The 18,600-nt window shown below is 63.9% G+C and carries 15 protein-coding genes; 8 read left to right on the top strand and 7 right to left on the bottom strand.

From position 1 onward, the window contains the following. Positions 1-114 precede the first annotated feature (114 nt). The 5 genes from NTU39_RS08380 to hpnD all read right to left on the bottom strand — a co-directional run bounded on the left by NTU39_RS08380 (position 115) and on the right by hpnD (position 5,646). Positions 115-435 (bottom strand): IPT/TIG domain-containing protein, encoded by a 321-nt coding sequence (locus NTU39_RS08380; RefSeq protein WP_150665733.1) that lies wholly within the window; start codon positions 433-435, stop codon positions 115-117. 128 nt (positions 436-563) lie between these two features. Then, complete coding sequence (locus NTU39_RS08375) at positions 564-1,259, bottom strand: phosphorylase (RefSeq protein WP_150665734.1); 696 nt, start codon at positions 1,257-1,259, stop codon at positions 564-566. A 115-nt stretch (positions 1,260-1,374) separates the two neighbouring features. Continuing rightward, complete coding sequence (gene shc / locus NTU39_RS08370) at positions 1,375-3,339, bottom strand: squalene--hopene cyclase (RefSeq protein WP_150665874.1); 1,965 nt, start codon at positions 3,337-3,339, stop codon at positions 1,375-1,377. A 205-nt stretch (positions 3,340-3,544) separates the two neighbouring features. After that, positions 3,545-4,798, bottom strand: coding sequence for a hydroxysqualene dehydroxylase HpnE (gene hpnE, locus NTU39_RS08365; protein WP_257959651.1), 1,254 nt, complete (start codon positions 4,796-4,798; stop codon positions 3,545-3,547). Then, the gene (gene hpnD, locus NTU39_RS08360; RefSeq protein WP_150577348.1) at positions 4,798-5,646 is read right to left on the bottom strand and encodes a presqualene diphosphate synthase HpnD; all 849 of its coding nucleotides are present in this window, start codon (positions 5,644-5,646) and stop codon (positions 4,798-4,800) included. The genes hpnE and hpnD overlap by 1 nt, the downstream gene beginning before the upstream one ends. Before the next feature lie 229 nt (positions 5,647-5,875). Here hpnD and hpnC point away from each other — a divergent pair, with 229 nt between their 5' ends. From hpnC to NTU39_RS08345, 3 genes are all read left to right on the top strand, one after another. After that, positions 5,876-6,730 (top strand): squalene synthase HpnC, encoded by an 855-nt coding sequence (gene hpnC / locus NTU39_RS08355; RefSeq protein WP_150665736.1) that lies wholly within the window; start codon positions 5,876-5,878, stop codon positions 6,728-6,730. Positions 6,731-6,907: 177 nt separating this feature from the next. Next, a complete protein-coding gene (locus NTU39_RS08350; RefSeq protein ID WP_246184691.1) occupies positions 6,908-7,858 on the top strand; it encodes a DMT family transporter in 951 nt (316 codons plus the stop codon). A 114-nt stretch (positions 7,859-7,972) separates the two neighbouring features. After that, positions 7,973-9,157, top strand: a complete 1,185-nt coding sequence (locus NTU39_RS08345; RefSeq protein WP_257959650.1) for an NAD(P)H-dependent flavin oxidoreductase — start codon at positions 7,973-7,975, stop codon at positions 9,155-9,157. Between the two features lie 49 nt (positions 9,158-9,206). Here NTU39_RS08345 and NTU39_RS08340 read toward each other — a convergent pair whose 3' ends face one another. Beyond that, positions 9,207-10,637: an aldehyde dehydrogenase family protein gene (locus NTU39_RS08340; protein ID WP_257959649.1), complete on the bottom strand. Its 1,431-nt coding sequence runs from the start codon at positions 10,635-10,637 to the stop codon at positions 9,207-9,209. 11 nt (positions 10,638-10,648) lie between these two features. After that, positions 10,649-11,941, bottom strand: coding sequence for a 4-aminobutyrate--2-oxoglutarate transaminase (gene gabT, locus NTU39_RS08335; protein ID WP_257959648.1), 1,293 nt, complete (start codon positions 11,939-11,941; stop codon positions 10,649-10,651). 270 nt (positions 11,942-12,211) lie between these two features. On the opposite strand from gabT, the gene NTU39_RS08330 reads away from it, so the two are divergent. The 5 genes from NTU39_RS08330 to NTU39_RS08310 all read left to right on the top strand — a co-directional run bounded on the left by NTU39_RS08330 (position 12,212) and on the right by NTU39_RS08310 (position 18,581). After that, complete coding sequence (locus NTU39_RS08330; protein ID WP_217426176.1) at positions 12,212-12,925, top strand: helix-turn-helix domain-containing protein; 714 nt, start codon at positions 12,212-12,214, stop codon at positions 12,923-12,925. Positions 12,926-13,248: 323 nt separating this feature from the next. Further along, positions 13,249-14,976 (top strand): hypothetical protein, encoded by a 1,728-nt coding sequence (locus tag NTU39_RS08325; RefSeq protein WP_217426177.1) that lies wholly within the window; start codon positions 13,249-13,251, stop codon positions 14,974-14,976. Beyond that, on the top strand, positions 14,973-15,773 hold the full coding sequence (locus NTU39_RS08320; RefSeq protein WP_150665740.1) for a hypothetical protein: 801 nt from the start codon (positions 14,973-14,975) through the stop codon (positions 15,771-15,773). Before NTU39_RS08325 ends, NTU39_RS08320 begins: the two co-directional genes overlap by 4 nt. A gap of 93 nt (positions 15,774-15,866) precedes the next feature. After that, complete coding sequence (locus NTU39_RS08315; RefSeq protein ID WP_150665741.1) at positions 15,867-16,835, top strand: membrane dipeptidase; 969 nt, start codon at positions 15,867-15,869, stop codon at positions 16,833-16,835. Between the two features lie 186 nt (positions 16,836-17,021). Continuing rightward, a complete protein-coding gene (locus NTU39_RS08310; protein ID WP_257959647.1) occupies positions 17,022-18,581 on the top strand; it encodes an acetolactate synthase large subunit in 1,560 nt (519 codons plus the stop codon). Positions 18,582-18,600: the final 19 nt, after the last annotated feature.

Genomic DNA, 18,600 nt, shown 5'->3' with positions numbered 1-18,600 from the left:
GGCGTGTGCGAAAGCGAATCTCGCGCACCTGTCAACGCTGACAGGTATCCTGACGAGAGTGTGCGAACAGGCGTACGGCCAGCAGACGTCCGTTGGTATCGAACGCCTTTCGAGTCAGAGCTGCGTCTTCCGCGGAACGTAGTAGATGTAGTTAACGGGCCCTTCAGATCCCAAGAATCCTCCCTGCCCCGCCTCAGCCTCAGTGCCACCGGTGATGACAAATACTTGTAGCTGCCCGGGCGTCAGAGACGGAAGTACCGTGTTGATCTGTCCATCGCTGACGATCTTGAACGTGCGCTCGAAGATTTTCGTCGATGATGTCGAGTCCACGAAATAGACTGCCGTAGCCTTCGAGAACCCGTCGCCCATAATCGAGATACTGGCGTTGTTCATGTCCGCCAACTCTTGAGGGACAACACGGTGGATGGATGCCATGTTTGACTCCTGCGGGAGCGCCCCCGACACGGGAAGCTAACTGCAATTTAGGCAACGAATCCCGTTCACGCACCTGTCAAGGCTGACAGGTCTTTGGACAGATTGACGGGCAGATGTCGCTGGGATCGTCAAATCCCCGCCGCCACCGCGCCGAACCCTTCGCCAAGTCGCAGCGCGACGATCTGACGCCCGTGGCGCATCGCATCCTTCGCGTGTCCCGCATCCTTCCCCACGCGAAGCAACGCTGGCAATTGCAGCGGGTTTTTCGCGAGCGATCCCAGCACGCCAAGCAAATTGACCGAGCCATCGGGCCGCATACCGGCGAGCGCCGCCGGAGGCAACGAGCGCTCGGCGGGATCGATCACCACGCGCGCGACAACGAATGGCAACCCATGCGCCTGCGCCACGCGCGCGACGATATGCGACTCCATGTCGGCCGCCGCCGCCCCGCTCTCGCGAAACAGCGCCGCCTTGTCTTCCGCCGTCACCACCGGTGCCGTCACCCCTGCTAAATCGGCCCGTAGTGCGGCGGGCAACGCACGACGCAACGCATCGGCCCATGGGATCGACGTGACGGACTCACGCGCCTGCTGCGGCATGTCGAGCACCTTGTGCGCGATGACCCACTGCCCTGGCTTCACGCCGGGAATCAGGCCGCCCGCCGTGCCGAAGCTCACCAGCCCGCGCGCGCCTTCGGTGGCAATGACAGCCTCCACTTCCGCCGCCAGCGTGTCATTCTGTGCGCAGACCACACGCACGCCTTCACCCTTGGCAATGCGAGCCTCGAACGGCATACCGGTCACGACGATGATGGGCTGATTCATGAATACCTTGAACGAAATCGACAGCGAACGGTAAAACGAATCGCCCCGGCGATCAACACGAAAACGGTCGATGCCGGGGCGACGAGGGTCTGATTACGACGACGAGCGACGGGCGTTACATCCCGCAAGGCACCGGACAGTCGTTACGCACCGTCAGATTCCGGAAACGCGCGAGCGCCCACAGCGGGAAGAACTTGCGATAGCCGTGGTAGCGGAGATAGAACACGCGCGGGAAGCCCGTCGCCGTGTAGATGTCTTCGTCCCACAGCCCTTCGTCGTTCTGCGTGTTCAGCAGGTAATCGACGCCGCGCTTGACCGCCGGATGATCGGCCTTGCCTGCCGCCATCAGACCGAGCAGCGCCCAAGCGGTTTGCGACGACGTGCTCGGCGCGGCCTCGTAGCCCTTGTATTCGAGCTTGTAGCTGTCGCCGTCCTCGCCCCAGCCGCCATCGGCGTTCTGGATCGAGAGGAGCCACTGCGCAGCACGAGCCATCGCCGGATGCTCCGGCAGAATGCCTGCCGCCGCAAGACCGCACATCGCCGACCACGTGCCGTACACGAAATTCATGCCCCAGCGGCCGTACCAGCTACCGTCGGCTTCCTGATCGTCAAGAATGTACTTCAGCGCCAGATCGGCTGACGCACGACGCTCAGGCGACTGCGGCAGCTGCGCGAGCATCGACAGACAGCGTGCGGAGACGTCCACCGTCGGCGGATCGAGCAGCGCACCGTGGTCCGAGAACGGAATGTTGTTCAGGTACAGATGCGTGTTTTCCGGCTCGAATGCACCCCAGCCGCCGTTGCTGCTCTGCATGCCGATGACCCACTCCGTGCCGCGATCGATCGCATGACGCATCGGACGCGCGCTCGCGTCGACCTTGTCGTTCTCGAAGGTGCCAGCGAGCTTCTCGTAACGATCCATGGCCATCGCGACCACGGCCGTATCGTCCACGTCCGGATAGTGCGGGTTCGCGAACTGGAAGGCCCAGCCGCCGGGACGCACGTTCGGACGGCGCGAGATCCAGTCGCCGCGCACGTCGAGAATCTGCAACGGGATGAGCCATTCCAGCCCCTTGCCCGCCAGTTCGATAGCGCGCTTGTCGCCGGTTTCCAGCAGCGCGTGGGCCGACAGCGCGGTGTCCCACACTGGCGACAGACACGGCTGCACGTACGTCTCGTGATCGGCCGGCGTTACCAGCTTCTCGACCGACTTGCGGGCAATCGCACGACTCGGATGGTCTTCCGGGTAACCAAGCACGTCGTACATCATGACGGCGTTGGCCATCGCCGGATAAATCGCGCCGAGGCCGTCTTCACCGTTCAGACGCTCTTCCACAAACTCGACCGCGCGCTTGACCGACTTCTCGCGAAGCTTCTTCGGGAAGAACGGATCGAGCGCACGCAGCACATGATCGACACCCGAGAAGAACGTGAACCAGAAGCGGCTCTGATGCGGGGCGCGTTTGGGCGGACCGACATCCTTAGGGCTGCCGATGAACAGTTCGTCGATGGTCACGCCCTTCGGATTGCGCGCGAGCGGACGCTTGGCCTGCAACACGAGCAACGGCACGATCACCGTGCGCGCCCAGTACGAAACCTTCGAGAGATGGAACGGGAACCACTGCGGCAGCAGCATGATTTCGACGGGCATCATCGGCACCGCCTTCCATTCGAGCACGCCGTAAAGCGCCAGCAAAATGCGTGTGAAGACGTTCGAATTCTGCGCGCCGCCACGCGAAATGATGGCTTCGCGCGCGCGCACCATGTGCGGCGCATCGATCGGCTCGCCGATCATCTTGAGCGCGAAATACGCCTTCACGCTCGCGCTCATGTCGAACTTGCCGTTGTGGAACAGCGGCCAGCCGCCGTGCTCGCCCTGAATGCGACGCAGATACGCGGCGACCTTCGCTTCGAGGTCGGCGTCGACCTTCTCGCCCAGATGGTGACGCAGCAGCACGTACTCGGCCGGAATCGTCGCATCGGCTTCCAGTTCGAACAGCCAGTGACCGTCGTCCTGTTGCAGATCGAGCAGCGCCGTGATCGAGCGGTCGATACCGGTTTCCAGCGTCTGCGTCGCCATCGCCGTACTCACCTTTTGAGCGAGTTCGGTGTGCAGTTTGAGGTCCACAGCCGTGGCAGCGGCCGTGCGTCGCGCTTCCTTTTCGGAAGCATCGCGTATCGTATCCATGACGTTCTTGCCTATTCAAAGGCGATAGAGCGGCGCGCGTTAGGCGCCGGTTAACAGTTACATGCGCATTGACGGTCGCAGTGACGATTGCAACCGGTCAGGCGCGGTGCAGCAGATCGGCCGCCAGATTCCCGCTGCGCAGTGCGCCCTCGATGGTCGCGGGCAGCCCCGTAGCCGTCCAGTCGCCCGCCAGCAGCAGATTGCGCCAGCGCGTCTTCGCCCCGGGGCGACGCTTGTCCTGTGCGGGCGTCGCCGCAAACGTGGCGCGCTTCTCGCGCACCAGTTGCCACACCGGCATCGGCGTGGACGGAATCTTGCAAGCTTTGGCGACCTCTTCCCAGATGCGAAGCGCAAGCGATTCGCGCGACTCGTCGAGCAGATGGTCGGCTCCGCTGATCGTGACCGAGAGACGGCCATCGAACGCGAAAATCCAGTCGCTCACACCGTTCACCACGCCAATCATCGGCGGGCAGTCCGGCGGCGGTGGCACCTGGTAGTGCGCATTGACGATGGCACGGTACTCGTCCGGCGTCGTCAGCGACGGCACCAACGACGCCGCCACGTTCGGCGGCACCGCCAGCACCACGGCATCGTCGGCGGCCAGCGGCTCTGGCCCGTCGCCGAAATCGATCGCTTCAACGCGGCTGCCGTCGGCGGCAAAGTGCAATTCGCGCAGACGGTGCTGCATCATCACGCGCGCGCCCTTCGCTTCCAGATACGCCAGCGCAGGCGTCACGAACGAAACGTCCAACCCTTCCGTGGCAATCAGCGGATGGCAGGACTTGCCTCCCGGCACCAGCGTCTCGCGCAGCACCGCCCCGGCCATCTGCGCCGAACCCTCCGCCGGATCGGCGTTGAGCACCGCGAGGAACAGCGGATGAATCAGCCGCTTGTACAGCATCGGCGGGCAATTCATGGCGTCGGTCATGGTGGCGTCCGGCCCCGCGCGCAGCAGCGGCGCGAGCGACAGATAGTCCGACCACTTCGTGCCGGGCACACGGGCGTGCTTGTCGAAGATCCACCACGGCAGACGCCCTTCGGAGAGCCGCACCGTCCAGCGTTCGTCGCTTTCGAGATCGACGAACGCGAACTCGGCGCGATCCGGGCCGGTCAGCGTGTGCTCGGAGCCGATGGTGCGCGTGAACTCGCGCATCGTCGTGTTGCCCGAGAGCACCAGATGGTTGCCGTTGTCGATCACGGCGTTGAGTTGCTTGTCGAAGTACGAACGGCAACGTCCGCCGGCCTGCGGTGCGGCTTCGTGCAGCACCACGGCAACACCGCGCGTGGCGAGTCTGACGGCTGCGGCCAGCCCAGCCAGGCCAGCGCCAATGACGTGAACGGTCCCCGCCATCAGAAAACCATCTGCCGCACGAGCATCAGAATCAGACGCCAGCGCGGCACACGCACGCGCTCGCGGGGCACGGCGAAGCCGCGCGCAATGAGTTTGTCGAGAATCGCGCCGTACGCCTTAGCCATGACGGCCGGAGCTACCACGACACGTCGCGGGTGGCGCGCCATGATCGTGCGTGCACGGGCGTAATGCTCACGCGCCTGCGCCACGAGCGGCGCACACGCCTTATCGAGACGGGCGGCGACGACCATGTCGGGTGTCGCACCGACGATACCGGCGTCCGCCAGCGTTTCGCGCGGCAGATAGACGCGGCCAATGCCCGCATCTTCGTCGATATCGCGCAGAATGTTCGTCAACTGGAGCGCACGACCGAGGTGATACGACAGATCGATGCCGTCCTGCTCGGGCATGCCGAACACCTTGACCGACAGACGGCCGACGGCGCTCGCCACACGGTCGCAATACAGGTCGAGCGTAGGCAGATCGGGGGCGACGATGGGACCGCAGGCATCCATTTCCATGCCGTCGATGACCGCGAGGAAGTCTTCGTGCTTCAGACCGAATTGCTTGACGGCGCGCGCGAGGTTGCCCAGCGAAGGCGTCGGACGACCGTCGTAAAGATCGGCCAGATCGCGCCGCCACACGGCCAGACGCGCCATGCGGTTCGCCGACGTATCGTCGCCATCGTCGGCGATATCGTCCACGGCACGGCAAAAGGCGTAGATCTCGAACATGCCTTCGCGTTGCGCGGGCGGCAAAATGCGCATGGCAGCGTAAAAACTGCTGCCCGACGCCACGCGTGCACTGCTTTGCTCAGGCGAAATTTCGATCGGTTCGGCGACGCTCACGAGGCTCCTCGTCGTACAGGGGAACAGGGTGACACTGCTATAAGACCCAGAGAATTCTGGCAAAGGGTGAAGTATACCGGGGATTGGCACGACTTTCCCGACAGGATGAGGAGCGATGACATAGAATCTCGGGGCATTGCGCGCCGCCCCGGGGTTTTGGCCTTCGAAACCAAACATCGATGCGGCATGGCCCTCATTCGCTTCATATTCGCCTCACACGCATCACCCGATGACTTCCGACGCCAAGATCGAGCATTACGAGAACTTCCCGGTCGCCAGTGTCCTGCTGCCGCGCGAAATGCGCGCGCCCGTAGGCGTGATCTACAACTTCGCCCGGACGGCCGACGATATTGCCGACGAGGGCGACGCCACCAACGCCGAGCGCCACGCCGGGCTGGCCGCCTATCAGGCCGAACTCGACAAGATCGCCGCCGGACAGCCGACGTCGCCCGACATGCCGCTGTTCGCTGCTCTGGCCCGGGTGATCGCCGAGCACCGCCTTTCGGTGCAACCGTTCTCCGATCTGCTTTCCGCCTTCGATCAGGACATCGAGACCAAGCGCTACGCCACGTTTGCCGACCTGCGCGATTACACGCGCCGCTCGGCCGATCCCGTCGGTCGCATCATGCTCGGCCTGTTCAAGCTCGACACGCCGGAAAACATCGCCTGCTCCGACGACATCTGCTCGGCGCTGCAACTGATCAACTTCTGGCAGGACGTGGAAGTCGACTGGCGCAAAGCGCGCGTGTATCTGCCGCAGGACGACATGGCCCGCTTTGGCGTAACCGACGCCGACATCGGCGCGCACAAGTACGATGACAAGTTCCGCGCGCTGATGCGTTACGAAGTCGACTTCGCCCGCAAGATGATGTTGCGTGGCGCACCGCTGGCGAACCGCGTGCCGGGTCGCTTCGGGTTGGAACTGTGCTGCGTGGTGCATGGCGGTCTGCGCATTCTCGACATGATCGAAGCCGTCGACTACGACGTCTTCCGTCATCGCCCCCAACTGGGCAAGAGCGACGGCATCCGCGTCTTCCTGCGCGGCCTTGGCATGAAGCTGAGCGGCAAGGCGCCGAAGGCTTGAGCGCGCAGGCATTTCAGCGCCGTGGCACCAACGAATACCTCGGCGCTGGCGCTTCTCTACCCTCCACGCCTACCTTAACGTGATGGGATAGCGCGTTCTGCCTGCCGGACACCCGCAAGGTCGCGTTCAGATCCCCGGCCGCAGAGCGCCCGTCCATCCCTCACGGAGTCCGGGCACGTGAACCTGCCTGCCAGTCTGCAACGTCTCGCCTCGAACCGTTCGCCCGTGCGTTCGCACGCCGGGGTGCTGTTCGCCATCGTCATCGTGACCTGGGGCGTGAACTGGCCGGTCAGCAAGGCACTCCTCGCCCACGTCTCGCCGTGGTGGAGCACTGCGCTTCGCTCGGCCATCGGCATGGCGACGCTGTTCGTCATCTGCGCGCTGAGCCGTCGTCTCGTGCTACCGCGTCGCGGCGATTTGCCGGTGATCCTGAGCGTCGGTCTGTTGCACATGACAGCGTTCTCGCTGCTCGTCGCGCTGAGCCTGCAATACGTCAGCGCCGGACGCTCCGCCGTGCTCGCCTACACCACGCCACTCTGGGTAATGCCCGCCGCGCGCCTGTGGCTGGGCGAGGCACTGACCCCGCGACGCCTGCTCGGGCTGGCGTGCGGCCTGCTCGGTCTGCTGGTCATGTTCAACCCCATCGCGTTCGACTGGCACGACCACAACGCCATCTTCGGCAATGCACTCGTGTTGCTGTCCGCGTTCGTGTGGGCAATCGCCATCGTGCATATGCGTGCGCACCGATGGGTCAACGGTCCGTTCGAACTGAGCCCGTGGCAATTGCTGCTGGCGAGCGTCATGCTGTGCACGCTGGCGTTCGTCGTCGACGGGGCACCGCGCGTGACCGGCTGGGCCGGATTCTCGGCCTTGCTGACGTATGGCGGCGTGGTCGGCGGCGGCATCGCGTACTGGTTGGCGGGTGTGGTCACGCGTCAGTTGCCTGCTGGCGTCACGTCGCTCGGCTTGCTTGGCGTGCCCGTGGTCGGCACGCTGGCGTCGGCACTGATCCTGCGCGAGTCGCTCGGGCTGGACGTCTGGATCGCGCTCGCCCTGATCGTCGGCGGTATCGCGCTGGGCACGGTGCCGCGTGCTGCGACGCCATGCCGCACCGAAGACCCTGCCTGAGCGCACCCGCGCTTGACCCATCGCAAGAACCGTTCGCGAAGCGAATGTCAGACTGCCGGAACTGCTGCGCCGCATGCCTTCGTGGGCCAGCATTTTTCGACGAACGGATCTGACATGAACGAGCAATGGCTGACGCTGGCCGGCCGCCGGCTGGTGCCGGTGGTGCAAGGCGGCATGGGTATCGGCATCTCCGCACACCGACTGGCGGGCACGGTGGCGAAACACAACGGCATGGGGACGATTGCGAGCATCGACCTGCGCCACCATCACCCCGATCTGCTTGCTCAGGTGGACGGCACGCGTGACAAAGCCGCCATCGAAGCCGTCAACCTGATCGCGCTCGACCGCGAGATTCGCGCGGCTAAGGCGATTGCCGACGGCAACGGTCTCGTAGCGGTCAACGTCATGAAGGCGGTGAGCGCGCATGCGTCGCTCGTGCGTCAGGCATGCGAGAGCGGCGCGGACGCCATCGTCATGGGCGCCGGTCTCCCGCTCGATCTTCCGGAACTCACCGCAGCGCATCCGCACGTCGCGCTGATCCCGATTCTGTCGGACTCGCGCGGCGTCAGCCTTGTGCTGCGCAAGTGGATGAAGAAGGGCCGACTGCCGGACGCCATCGTCATCGAGCACCCGGCGCACGCGGGTGGCCACCTCGGCGCGTCGCGCATCGAGGATCTGGGCGATGCCCGCTTTTCGTTCGACCGCGTACTGACGGAATGCCGCGAGATCTACGCAACGCTCGGCATCGAATGGACGCAGGTGCCGCTGATCGTGGCGGGCGGCATCCATCGTCACGAACAGGTCAGGCATTGGCTCGCGCAGGGTGCGGCAGGCGTTCAGTTGGGGACGGCCTTCGCCGTCACCGAAGAATCCGATGCGCATCCCGACTTCAAGCACGTGCTGGCGAGTGCGCGTCCGGAGGACATTGCCGAGTTCACCAGCGTCGCAGGGCTGCCCGCGCGGGCGGTGCTCACGCCGTGGCTGAAGAAGTACCTCTCACGCGAGACGGCCCTGCAGGCGAAGGCGAAAGTGCGTCAGTGTCTGGAGGGCTTCGATTGCTTGCAAGCGTGCGGCTTACGCGATGGCGTCTCGCGCATTGGTCAGTTCTGCATCGACCTCAAGCTCGCCCAGGCTGTGCGTGGCGACGTGGCGCGCGGCCTCTTCTTCCGTGGCCGCGACCCACTGCCGTTCGGCGAGCGCATTCGTCCCGTGGCGGACCTGATGCGCTACTTGCTGACGGGCGATCTGCCGGACGCCGCCGCACCGACGTCATCAGCCGCTTCGGCAGCGCCTGCATAAGCGCGCCGGGGCAAACGCCCCGGCAACACCGACAGCACAGCGAGACGAGCTACGCGGCGACGTACGAAGTCTTCACCGTCGTATAGAACTCAGCCGCATAGCGCCCTTGTTCGCGCGCGCCATAGCTCGATGCCTTACGCCCGCCGAACGGCACGTGATAATCGCCACCGGCCGTCGACACGTTTGTCATCGTCATACCGGCTTGCGCGTGCCGCTTGAAGTGATTCGCATACTTCAGCGACGTCGTACAGATGCCGGCCGACAAGCCGAATTCGGTGTCGTTGGCCAATGCAAGCGCATGCTCGTAGCCGTCGGCCGCAATCACGCAAGCCACCGGCCCGAAAATCTCCTCGCGGGCAATTCGCATGTCGTTGTGCGCGTCGACGAATAGTGCCGGAGACAGGTAGTGACCCGGCGTGTCGCGCGACAGCCGCTCGCCGCCAAACGCCAGCGTTGCGCCCTCCTCGCGGCCGATGGCGATGTAGTCGAGGTCCGTCTGCAACTGCGCCTCGCTCACGACCGGACCGATCTGTGTCGACGGGTCCCGCGCGTCACCGATACGCAGCGTCGCGAGGCGTACCGTCAGCGCATCGACGAAGCGTCGATGTATGCGCTTGTCGACGATCAACCGACTCGATGCGGTACATCGCTGCCCGGTGGAAAAATATGCGCCTTGTACGGCACATTCAACGGCAACGTCGAGGTCGGCGTCCTCGAGCACGATCAACGGATTCTTGCCGCCCATCTCCATTTGCACCTTCGCAAGACGCGACGCAGCGCTCATGAGCACGCTCTTACCTGTCGCGACCGAGCCCGTGAAGCTGATGCCGCTCACATCGCGCGATTCGAGCAGCGCCTGCCCAACTTCGCGCCCACGCCCCATGACCAGATTGAACGCGCCGGCAGGCAAGCCCGCCCGGCTGATGATTTCAGTCAGCGCCCATGCCGACGCCGGGACAAGATCGGCCGGCTTGAACACTACCGTATTGCCGTGAGCAAGGGCCGGCGCAATCTTCCACGCGGGAATGCCCAACGGAAAATTCCAGGGCGTGATGATGCCGACCACGCCGAGCGGCTCGCGCGTGATGTCCACTGTAACGTCGGGACGCAGCGACGCAAGATGCTCGCCCCCGGGACGCAAAGCCTCACCGGCGAAGAACTTGAAGATCTGTCCGGCGCGTGCGGCTTCGCCAACGGCCTCGGGCAGCGACTTGCCCTCTTCACGTGCCAGCAACTCGCCGAGCGCTTGTTTGCGAGCGATGAGTTCCGTGCCGATCGCATCGAGCGCGTCCGCCCGCACCTGGGGTGTAGCGTGTGCCCATGCCTCACCGGCCGCGCAAGCCGCACCGATGGCATCGCGTGTGGCGGCCGCATCGCCGCGCGCGTATGCGTCGACGATGTCATTCGTGTCTGACGGATTGGCGTTCGGCGTGGCCGCCACGCCGGGCACCCACGCTCCGTTGATGTAATTAGGTTTCATCGGCGGGGATCTCAGGCAGCGCGCGCCGCACGAATCGATTCGGCAAGGACCGTCAAACCTTCTTCGAAGACTGTGTCCTCGATCGTCAGCGGGAAGAGGAATCGGATGACATTGCCGTGCACACCACAGATCAGCAACAGCAATCCACGCTTGAGCGCCTCGGCCTGCACGCGACGCGTCATCTCGGCGTCGGGTGCGCCGGTAAGCGCGGCGCCGAATTCCACCGCAATCATGGCGCCAAGCCCGCGCACGTCGACGATCTCCGGCACATCGTCACGCAATCCCGCCAGCATGCAGGTCAGTTGGTCTCCCAGCACCGACGCCCGCTCGGTCAACCCCTCTTCCTCGATGACGTCGATGGCGGCGAGCGCAGCTGCGCACGCAAGCGGGTTGCCCGCATACGTGCCGCCGATACCACCGGAGCCCGCGGCGTCCATCAGTTCGGCACGCCCGGTCAGCGCCGACAGCGGGAAACCACCTGCCAGACTCTTCGCCATCGTGATGAGGTCGGCGTCCACGGTGTGATGCTCCAGCGCAAAGCGCTTGCCAGTGCGTGCGAAGCCGGTCTGCACCTCGTCCACGACGAGCAGAATGCCGTGCGTGTCGCACAGTGCGCGCAGACGCTTCACGAACTCGGGGGGCGCCACGTAGAACCCACCCTCACCTTGCACGAGTTCGATGAAGATGGCCGCAACACGACGCGGATCGACATCCGTCTTGAACAACGATTCGAGCGCAGCCATGCTGTCATCCACGCTCACCCCGTGCAGCGCCACGGGATACGGGGCGTGGAACACCTCGGCAGGCATCGGTCCGAACCCGAGCTTATAAGGCGCCACCTTGCCCGTGAGCGCCATGCCCATCATCGTACGGCCGTGGAACGCGCCGGAAAACGCGATGATTGCGCTGCGTCCCGTCGCTGCACGCGCCACCTTAATCGCATTTTCAACGGCTTCGGCGCCTGTCGTGAAAAGCGCAGTCTTCTTGGCAAACCGACCCGGCGTGATGTCGTTCAGCCGCTCGCACAACGCCACATAGCCTTCATACGGTGTGACATGGAAACACGTGTGATGGAAATGTTCGAGCTGCGCTTGCACCGCGGCGACGATGCGCGGATGCCGATGTCCGGTCGCCAGCACGGCAATGCCGCCCGCGAAATCGATGAAACGATTACCTTGCACGTCCCAGATCTCGGCGTTCTGAGCGCGGGCCGTAAAGTGCTGCGTCATGACGCCGATGCCTTTGGCGCAGGCGGCGTCCTTGCGCGCCTGGAGCGATGCGTTGCTGCGGGCTGAATTCAACATGAAGTAGATCTCGTCAAGAATGCTTAGCCGGTCAGCGCCGGCGGTTCGGTGTGCCGAAGATGGCCGAGCCAGTGTAGATTTGACGTGAAATTTTTGCAATTAATTTTCATTAATGTGAAAATTTGCATAATTATTTTTTCCACCGCTGCGTCAGGTAAGGCCCCATCACCGCCGTCATTGGCGACCTTCTGCCAGCGACGCCAGCCCGTCGGCTAGAATTCGGGACGCGATGCGCGAGCGCGTCGTTCTTGCAACACGTTGGGGATCGGGATGCCAGTACACAAGAAATCGGGGACTGCACCGCAAGGCGAATCTGCCGCGCCGGTGGGCACGCGCACGAAGCGGGTGCCGACGAAGGCTACGCGACAGATTGGAGCGAAGCCGCCCATGCCGGACATCGCGTGTGCGGGCAACGCCGACGACGCCGCGCCGCTCGACTGGATCGGCCCCGAAATCAAGAGCCTGCGTAAAGCGCGGGGCTTGTCGCTACAGGATCTGTCCGCGCTTTGCGGTAAATCGATCGGCTTTCTGAGCCAATTGGAGCGCGGTAAGAGCAAACCCACCATCGGCGCCCTGCACGATGTCGCCGCAGCGCTCGGTGTTCAGGTTAGTTGGTTTTTCCCGCACGGCGAAAGCGCCGAACCGTCGGATGGGGGCGTTGTCGTGCGACGCGAGCGCCGCCGCCAGTTGACGTTCGATTCCGGCATCGCCGACTACCTCCTCTCGCCGAATCTCAGCGGCCAACTGGAAATACTGTGGTCGGTCATGGCCCCCGGGTCCGATAGCGGCGACGCCTACCAGCATCGTGGCGAAGAAGGTGGCGTCGTCATCAAGGGCACGCTCGAGCTCTGGGTCGGCGAACAGCACTTCGTACTCGAAGCGGGCGACAGTTTCACGTTCGAGAGTCATACGCCGCATCGCTACCGGAACCCCGGCAGCACACCGGCGGAAATCGTCTGGGTCATCACGCCGCCGTCGTACTAACCCACGTCCCCCGGGGCGCCCTCACAGCCTCGCGCCCTCGTATAAAAAGCCTGCCATTCGGTGGGCTTTATTTTTTTCCGACCCCCGATTTCACACGCGACGAACGCACACCTCGCAACGGTCGCAAGACGCCGCCCCGTGCGGGTTTGCGGTCGATCACCGCTCGCCACTCAAAAAAATGGCTTTCCCTGCATCACGCTTTTCCATTACGATGATTTCATGTGAATCATACGTATTCATATAGAATACATTCATTCGACGAATGTGCCGAATGAATGCGGACCCTACCGGCCAGTTGAAGGCCGATTCTGGAGACGTCAGTCATGGCCGCCGTGCCTACCGAAATTTCCGATCATCGCGATGCGCCGCCACGTGCGCGACATCCCGACGTTCTGATGCGCCCCGAGCGTTTGGCCGCATTGCAGCCCAGCCGTCTGTCGATGACACGCAGCTTCATGCGTCAGGCAGTCGACGAGCGTTGGGATATCCAGCGGCTCGCCTTCGACATCGATGCGCAATCACGCGGCACCGCGCACTACCGCATCGATGCAAACGGCGTACCGCTCGACTTCGTGTTGAGTTCTTTCGCGTATCAGGAGGCCGGACGCACCGGCCGCATCATCGGACGCGCGTGGGACATGATGGGAGGGCTGCTCGATGGGCCGGCCACCGACGCGCAGATCATGCAGACGCGCGCCGAACTACCCAAGCTTTACGAGGGCCGCGCCACACCCAACACGCTCACCTGGGCGCGTGCGAATCGCAGCTCACGTGTGTTCGCCCACGCGGTCGACGCGTTGGCCGCCGGCCGCCAACCCGATATCGAGACGGTGGCGCAAGTGTGCTATTTGATGCGCAACACGGGCATCGACGGCAACGGCACGTTCGGTACGCGCTCGTACAAGGCGCTCGAACGTCGTCACCCCTTGCGCAAGACGTTGGCTGCGCAGATGGCATCGGCCTACATGATGCGAGTCTTCGCGGTTGACCTCGTCAATCGTCTCGCGCACGCCCGCTCGCCGAATGCGGCCGAACTCTCGCCCGAATATCAGCAGTTCCTTGGCATCGGCAATGGATCCGCGCTGGGCCTGATCTTCTTCCTGCACAACCATCCGCACCTGATCAATCGCTGGCTCACGGCACGCGAGCAAGCGATCGTTGCCGCCAAATCGCTCAAGGTCGACGCGGGCCATCCCGCTGTATTGCATCTGCGCAATCTGCTCGACCGCGCGATCGCGTTTCGTCGCGAAGACCGGATGGAGTACGAACACTTCGCGCCGAGCGCACTGGTCGCCACCGAATTGGCCAAAGCGCGTGAAGATGTTGACACGCTGTACCGCACCGGTCTCGTGCGCGGTCGACGCACCACCTATCCTCTGAATGCGCTGGCCGACGCGCTCGAAGGTGAAATCCACATCGAAGCGCACGAAACACTGCTTGCCATGTACATCGAGCTGGTGCCGGAACTGGCGGATCGTCTGGTCGCAGACGCGCTCGACGCCGAAGAAGAAATGCCGGTGCAGCCGGAGATGACGGCCGGCTATCTGCGCGACATCCTGCACACCGAATATGCGTGGGCTCTGGCCATGGACCTGACAACGGAGGCCTCGCGCCGCTACATCTGGTACAAGTCCGCCACGGCGGAAGAGCCGAGGCGCGGTCCGCGCGAGGAAGTTGGCGACGTGCATCAGTTGGGTCTGGACCTGCCGCGCTTCGTTCAACAACTCGAACACGTGCTTGCCGGTGTGCAGCCAAAGACCCGCATGGCGCATGTGCTGCTGCGCCATCCGCATTTGCGCGCGATCGTGGCGCGAATCCAGTCGCTACGCGGGCTGCCCTATCACTCGCCGCAGATGAACATCATGGGCGAGGACTTCATTCCGATTCACATCGTGCGTCTGCTCAACGTTGCGATCCACGGCGTGGATCGTCCCCGCGACTATCTCGGGCGCAACTTGCGCGGCGTGTTGTTCCTCGGCGCCCCCACCCCAGACGCGATTCGCGCGGGTGCGGATCACGACTGGTTCTGCCCTCTGGAGCCTAAGCAATGAGTTCGACCTGCACCACCATGACGGGCACGCTGCAAATCAGCCTGCGCGAAGCGCGGCTGACCCTCGATCGCGCATTGCTGGAAACAGGCATGCCGTATGGCTTCAACAATGCCGTGCGCGAATGCGTCCTGATTTCGGAGGCGTGCCGCACCGTACCGGCAGGCGCGGCGGATTCGGATTCCGGCATGGGCGGTTTCCGGCACTTCATGGACATCCACGACGCCCTGGCGCAGGCCAGACCGGACGCTTTGCAGATTGCACCGGTGGTGGCATCGACCGATCCATTGACAGTCGAATGCGCTGAGCAACACGCCTGGGTCGTCGCACAAATGCTCCTCGACCTGCTGCTCGCCGAACATGCCGAGCGCGAGGCAACTTCGCTCGAAGCGACCGGCGTGCGCGAGCCGCACGAACTGAAGGTGATCGAGTGGCTCGCCCAGCGACACGGCGCGCGCGTCGGTGTGCAGACGTTCCCGGCAACCACCGACGAAACCGGTGCACGGGCGACGCTCACTTTGCACGCCCGGCGTCTGCCGCCAAAGGATGCCGCCGACGACGCCCTGCGCGCCATCATCCATCGCGGCTTGCCGGTCGACGCGGCGCTCTGGTGGTCGATGTACCACCTCTCACTGGGCGCCCTCGCGCCAGACAACGTCGTTTCACGCCGCCACGCCGGCGCGAACATCGTTGATGAAACGGGGGCGGTGATCGGCCGCCCGACAGACGACGACACCGACTTCTCGCTGCTCACACGCATCGAACGGAAGGAGGACGCGACAGGCAAGGCCCCTGCCTGAGCAGCAGGTGGGCCCAAGCAGCAATACGACATTCGAATCAAACAACGCGCGCGGAGGCAATGGGTCGCTGGCGCGTTCCTCAGGAGCATGACAATGATTATCGACGGTCTGCAATGCGGTCACTTCGACCGTGAAGTGTTCGAAAGCCTCAGGAAGGGCAACATCGGGTGCGTGACCAACACACTCGGATTCTGGGAGGGCGCGGTCGCGTCGATGGACGCCATCGTCAAATGGCGCAACATGGCAATGGCAAACGCGGACGTCTTCGGCATCGCCACGACCGCCGCGCAGATCGAGGCGCTCATCGAAAGCGGCAAGGTCGCAGTCCTCATGGGCTTCCAGAACACCGACCATCTGGAAGGACGCATCGGCTATGTCGAGCTTTTCGCCGATATGGGGGTGCGAGTCATGCAACTCACCTACAACAATCAGAACAGTCTCGGCGGCAGTTGCTATGAGGAGCACGACTCGGGACTCGCGCGCTTCGGCAAGGAAGTCATTCGCGAGATGAACCGCGCGGGCGTGCTGATCGACGTCTCCCACGTGGGCAACAAGACATCCCTCGAGGCGATCCGGTATTCGGAAAAGCCGGTCGCGATTACGCACGCCAATCCGGACTCCGTGTTCCCGCACAAACGAAACAAGACCGACGACGTGTTGCATGCGCTACGCGATAACGGCGGCGTCATCGGCTGCGCGGCCTACCGCAATATTGCAGGCGACTATTTCTGCCTGACCGTGCGGAATTGGTGTGAACTGGTCGCACGTACCGTGGACATCGCAGGCATCGATCACGTGGCCATCGGTACCGACCGCAGCCACAATACGACGCAGACCGACCTCGACTGGATGCGCATGGGACACTGGACTCGCGGTGTGGACTATGGTGCGGGATCGGCTGCGCGCCCCGGGAAGGCCGCTCGCCCCGAATGGTTCCAGGAAGTGCATCAGTTGGGCGATGTGCACGGCGGTCTGCGCGAAGTCGGTTTCACCGAGGCCGAAGTCGACAAGATCACGCACGGCAACTGGCTACGCGTGTATCGCGAGGTCTTCGGAGGCTGAGCGCACCTTTCCCGGTCATCAGCGTAAGCGAGCAACGGACTGCGGGAAAAATCCGGGCGTGTGGTGTCGTGGGGACGCCGCCCGGCACCTCGCAGGCCGGAGCGCACAGGTGTGGCGACGTAGTAGTCAAGCGATGGACGATGCAATGAGTGAAGTGACGAGAAAAGTCGTAAGGAGTGGCGTGAAATGAACGGTGCCGATGTCTTGTGCGACACGCTGCTGGCGGGCGATGTCGATGTCTGTTTCGCGAATCCGGGGACGTCCGAAATGCATTTCGTTGCCGCGCTCGACCGCAAACCGGCCATGCGTTGTGTCCTCGGGCTGTTCGAGGGAGTGGTAACGGGCGCCGCCGATGGCTATGCCCGTATGGCAGACAAGCCAGCCGCGACCTTACTGCATCTCGGGCCGGGATTGGCGAACGGCCTGGCGAATCTGCATAACGCCAGACGTGCGGGTACACCGGTCGTCAACATCGTCGGCGAGCACGCCACCGACCACCTGCCCTACGACGCACCGTTGACCAGTGACATCGAATCGCTGGCACGGCCAATGTCGGCGTGGGTCGGGCGCATCGGTCACAGCGACGAGGTCGGCGAACGCGCCGCGCAAGCGATTGCCGCCTCACGCGTCAATGGCGGCAGTGTCGCGACACTGATTCTGCCGGCCGACGCGGCGTGGGGCGAGACGATGCGCACCGCGCCCATCGCGCCGGACATTGTGCAAGCGGGAATTCCGGACGACACCGTGATAGACCACGTCGCTGCACGTTTGCGCAACGGACGCCGGACGTTGCTGCTGATCTCGGGTAAAGGGCTGCGTGCCGATGCACTGGCCGTGGCGGGACGCATCGCTCAGGCCACCGGGGCACGTATGCTCGCGCAGCAATCGAATGCGCGCATCGAGCGCGGCGCGGGGCGTGTTCCCATCGAACGCGTGCTGTACAACATCGACGCCTGCGTGGCCGACCTGGCGGACATCGACCAACTTGTGCTGGTCGGCGCCCGCGAGCCTGTCGGGTTCTTCGCGTATCCCGGCAAGCCGAGCGCCATGCTACCGGCGAGGTGCGAAGTGACTCGCTTCACTGAGCGCGGACACGATGCGCTCGCGTCACTGCAAGCGCTGGCCGACAGGCTTGGCGTGCGTCGCGACGCGTCGGTGACACTTGCGGCGCCGAGCACGCTCTTGAAGTTCGACCGTCCATCTGGTGCGCTGACCCCGGCGAGCATCGCCGCCGCTGTCGGACGCCACCTGCCGGAAGGCGCCATCGTTTGCGACGAAGCGATCACGTCCGGACATGCCTTCTTCAAGCACACGACAGGTGCTGCGCCGCACGATTTTCTGGCCCTGACCGGCGGTGCGATCGGCTCTGGCCTGCCGATGGGCACGGGCGCGGCGGTCGCCTGCCCCGACCGGAAGGTCGTCTGCCTGCAAGCGGATGGCAGCGGCATGTTCACGCTTCAGTCGCTCTGGACGCAGGCACGCGAGCGACTGGATGTCGTCACCATCATCTTCGCCAATCGTGGCTACGCGATTCTGCACAACGAATTGAAACAGGTTGGCGCAGGGGTGGCCGGGCATAACGCACGACGAATGCTCGACGTGGTCGACCCGACGCTCGATTGGGTACACCTGGCGGCCGGCATGGGCGTGGAAGCCGCATGTGTGAACACCCTCGAAGCCTTCGACGATGTGTTCGCAATGGCCATGCGCCAGCGCGGCCCGTTCCTGATCGAAGCCAGCATTTGATCTTTACCGAATGACACCG

This window comes from Pandoraea commovens (assembly GCF_024704525.1).
In the GTDB taxonomy this organism is placed as follows: domain Bacteria; phylum Pseudomonadota; class Gammaproteobacteria; order Burkholderiales; family Burkholderiaceae; genus Pandoraea; species Pandoraea commovens.
Note: the sequence above shows the minus strand (reverse complement) of the source record. Positions and strands in the feature narration are given on the sequence as shown.